Source organism: Methylocaldum sp. (assembly GCF_039794385.1).
Taxonomy (GTDB): domain Bacteria; phylum Pseudomonadota; class Gammaproteobacteria; order Methylococcales; family Methylococcaceae; genus Methylocaldum.
On sequence record NZ_JBDIVO010000443.1, the window covers coordinates 1 to 3,262 of the forward strand.

Annotated in this window: 6 protein-coding genes; 1 reads left to right on the forward strand and 5 read right to left on the reverse strand. The window is 55.1% G+C overall.

Annotated features, from left to right (window positions below):
• The first annotated feature begins 619 nt into the window (after window positions 1-619).
• Window positions 620-1,465, forward strand: a complete 846-nt coding sequence (locus ABJK70_RS22390; protein ID WP_156880128.1) for an aldo/keto reductase — start codon at window positions 620-622, stop codon at window positions 1,463-1,465.
• Between the two features lie 256 nt (window positions 1,466-1,721).
• Here ABJK70_RS22390 and ABJK70_RS22395 read toward each other — a convergent pair whose 3' ends face one another.
• From ABJK70_RS22395 to ABJK70_RS22415, 5 genes are all read right to left on the reverse strand, one after another.
• Window positions 1,722-1,886, reverse strand: a complete 165-nt coding sequence (locus ABJK70_RS22395; protein ID WP_347259182.1) for a hypothetical protein — start codon at window positions 1,884-1,886, stop codon at window positions 1,722-1,724.
• 297 nt (window positions 1,887-2,183) lie between these two features.
• Window positions 2,184-2,378, reverse strand: coding sequence for a hypothetical protein (locus ABJK70_RS22400; RefSeq protein WP_139841110.1), 195 nt, complete (start codon window positions 2,376-2,378; stop codon window positions 2,184-2,186).
• Between the two features lie 79 nt (window positions 2,379-2,457).
• A complete protein-coding gene (locus tag ABJK70_RS22405) occupies window positions 2,458-2,679 on the reverse strand; it encodes a hypothetical protein (RefSeq protein ID WP_347259183.1) in 222 nt (73 codons plus the stop codon).
• Between the two features lie 111 nt (window positions 2,680-2,790).
• On the reverse strand, window positions 2,791-3,060 hold the full coding sequence (locus tag ABJK70_RS22410; protein ID WP_077732830.1) for a type II toxin-antitoxin system RelE/ParE family toxin: 270 nt from the start codon (window positions 3,058-3,060) through the stop codon (window positions 2,791-2,793).
• Window positions 3,044-3,262: DUF6290 family protein (locus tag ABJK70_RS22415; RefSeq protein ID WP_347259184.1), on the reverse strand; the 219-nt coding region annotated here is incomplete at its 5' end. The genes ABJK70_RS22410 and ABJK70_RS22415, both read right to left, overlap by 17 nt.

Consider the following 3,262-nt stretch of genomic DNA (forward strand, 5'->3'; position numbering starts at 1 on the left):
CGGAGCTCCGACTTGCAGGAGCCTATCCAGGGTGTAGCCGTAAGTTGGATCGAAGGTATACGCGTGGCAAAAATGAGACATCGTAAGGCTTATCCTGAGGTGTCCTCGACGGCCGAAATCGTACTTAGAGCCTATCCCAGTAGGCCGTTCGCCCTGAGCTTGTCGAAGGGTTTCTTGAGCCTACTGGGATAGGCTCTTATGACCTGGTGCGAACAGGGACGCCGCCCCGAATCGATGCTTGCCGATATGCTGCACACTTCGCCCCGTTCGCCATATTTTACCTTTCGGCTTCAACATTGCCCGAGAGCAGTAGCTCACGCCACTGGGGTGACTACATTTCGGTTTGTTCCGAGATTTCAAAGGGGCGTCAACTTCAATGCCGGATAGCGTACTTTCGAGTGTGGCGAAGCCGAAAACATGCAGTTTGCATTCCCCCTGGATCCACTGCCGGTTTACCCGCATAGCGGCCGATCTGTCCGTCGCCGGATGCGTCTCCGTAATTAGTCCTATAGAGTTCGGTTCTTGTACGATTGTCGCCGACGCTCTGAAACAAATGCATTAGTCATGCGGCATTAGTCAAACAGTTTAAAGTTAACGTCCTCTCGCTCGGAGACCATCGATGAAAGACACCGACTTCGTGAGATCCGCCTACGGGGTGCGGATACCCAAGATTCTGTACGGGACGGCATGGAAGAAGGACCGCACGGCGGCTCTGGTGCAGCAGGCCATCACCTTGGGATTTCGCGGCATCGATACCGCCGCCCAGCCGAAGCATTACGACGAGCCGGGCGTCGGTGCCGGCGTCGCGGCGTGTTTGAAGGCGGGGCTGACCCGTGCCGAACTCTATCTCCAGACCAAATTCACGCCCGTGAATGGGCAGGATCCCACCCGAATACCGTACGATCCGAAGGCGAGCTTGGCCGAGCAAGTCGCCCAATCGTGCGAGAGCTCACTGAGAAATCTTCAGAGCCCGTATCTCGATGGGCTGGTACTGCATTCCCCTCTAGCGAACGAGCGAGACACGATGGAAGTATGGCGGGCGATGGAAGCGATCTTCGAGGCTGGCGCCGTGAAGCAATTGGGAATCAGCAACTGCTATGCGCTCGAACAGCTCGAGCGGTTGTATCGGCAGGCGGCCATCAAGCCGGCGCTGATCCAGAACCGCTTCTATGCCGAGACCCGTTACGACCGCGAGATTCGCGCCTTCTGCCGGCAACACCAAATCGTCTATCAGAGCTTCTGGACGCTCACCGCCAATCCCCAGGTCATCGCACACCCCGCCTTGCAGACCTTGGCCGCAAAGTACCAGCGTACGCCCTCGCAAATCTTCTTCCGCTATCTGACCCAGATCGACATCGTTCCCCTGACCGGCACCGCCTCGGAAGCCCACATGCGAGAGGATCTTGCGATCTTCGATTTCGAGCTGACGACCGGCGAGTGCGATGCGGTGACCACCTTGCTTTGATTTTAAAGACAGCTGATGGCCGAGGGGAGGAAACCAACATGCCAGCCATGGGACATCAGTCGAATCCCCAAAGCCTGACAGCTTTAGCGGCGATGGTTCACGCCCGCCCTACCGGGCTCGTTTTTACGTCGGAATGCGAGACCTGACCCCGTGATCAACCGCCAAGACACGTGCCTTGGCGGTCGGCGTATGCGTCGGCAGTGTGAAAAACCCATAGCATCCATAGATCACGTAGCCAGGGAATACGTAAAGCCCGTTAATCATGGTGGTGATGGCGGTGTCCGTGCCCGTGTTTGCCCTTGTGATACCCGCCATCGCCATGGTAGTGGTGTCTGTGGCCGTGGCCATACGCATGGCCGTGGTGATGGGGGTGTACCACTCTATAGCACCCGTCCAGTGCCATCATCAATGTTAGCAACATTGCTATCCGCCAAATTTTTTTTGCTGATGCGTTCATCTGTATCGAAACTCCCCTAACCCATTACAAAGACAAGCGGAGTTGCCTGATCCAGATACGCCGTGTTTCTCTACGGCCGATCATGCAATTCGTTCCGCGCCTCCTTTCTACTCCTCCCGACATTAACCAAGCCTTAACGCACTTGACCCCCGCCGAACGTAGGAAGTGGAGCTTGTCGTCGTCCGCCGGCCTGCGCGGTAGCAAGCATTGCACTCGCTCCAGCCGAGTCCGTAAGCCGAACGACGGAGTTTCACTAGTCAGTTAAAGCGTTCGGAATTGGAGTATCGAGGACGCGCAGGGCGTCATGAGTGCCCATTCGATGATGTGAAGCGTGGACAGAGCGGCTACGGCGGAATTAGGAAAGAAGCGGAACGAGCCGGCATCGAAATTCCGAACGGCCCGCCCGCGTTCGCCGTTCAGATCATGAACCGCGTAAGCTCGCTTCCGCGTGATCAAGACTGACTCCATGCTTGCAAAAAGGTTGGCGGCTGCTTTTCGGGGCGCCAGGGGGAGTGTTGGAATGTGAGAACTGACGCTATTTGTGTGCTCGGATCGCCTCCGGCTCCTCAAGCGATTCCGGAATCGTTTGATACTTCTCGATGTCGATGACCACAGCCTTACCCCTTCCATCGGCATCGGTAATGAAATATTCATGGATCTCCACCACGCCGGATTCCTCGCTATCATTTACGTTATCAAACAACGAAAGCCTGACACCTTTTCCCTTTTTATCGGAAAGTGCGGTAGCTTGCGTCAAGGCCTCTAACAGTGATAGCCGCGGTGCATTAGTCCGACAATCAAAGCTGCCCCTTGCCCAAAGTCGCTATGGCGTTGACACGTTGTTGACATGCCACTGCCATAGTTGCTGCTATCGGTAAATGTCTCGTCGATGTCCGATTTTGATGACCGTCACCGTGACGGTTTGGTCTTCGATATGGCAGATAAGGCGGTAATCGCCTATGCGGTATTTCCAGAAATTTCCAAGTTCCGAGCCGTGCAAGGCTTCGCCTAGTGCTCTAGGATTTGCGGCTGTTCTTATCCGTTCATCCAGAAACTTCAGTATTCGTTTCCTGATCGGCGCATCCAGTTCCTTCAGCTGCTTCTTTACCTTGTCCGGTATCTCAACATTCCAGGCCATGTTCTTTCATGACTTCTTCGAGGGATGTTGTTTTCTCCCGCCCTTCCTTGATGTCCTTCATGACTTGTTCGGCCTCCTTAAGATCGTGCAAGTCTTGCAGGTATTCGAGAATCACTTCTCGGGTCCATTCTTCCTTGCTTTTCCCGTGCTCTTTGGCAACGGTGTCGAGTTGGTTCTCGAGTTCGGGTGAAAGCTCGATGGT

Bases quoted from the DNA above. Each gene is read 5' to 3' on its own strand.
- ABJK70_RS22410 (WP_077732830.1), bottom strand. From the start codon at position 3,060: ATGGCCTGGAATGTTGAGATACCGGACAAGGTAAAGAAGCAGCTGAAG.
- ABJK70_RS22395 (WP_347259182.1), bottom strand. From the start codon at position 1,886: ATGTTGCTAACATTGATGATGGCACTGGACGGGTGCTATAGAGTGGTA.
- ABJK70_RS22390 (WP_156880128.1), top strand. From the start codon at position 620: ATGAAAGACACCGACTTCGTGAGATCCGCCTACGGGGTGCGGATACCC.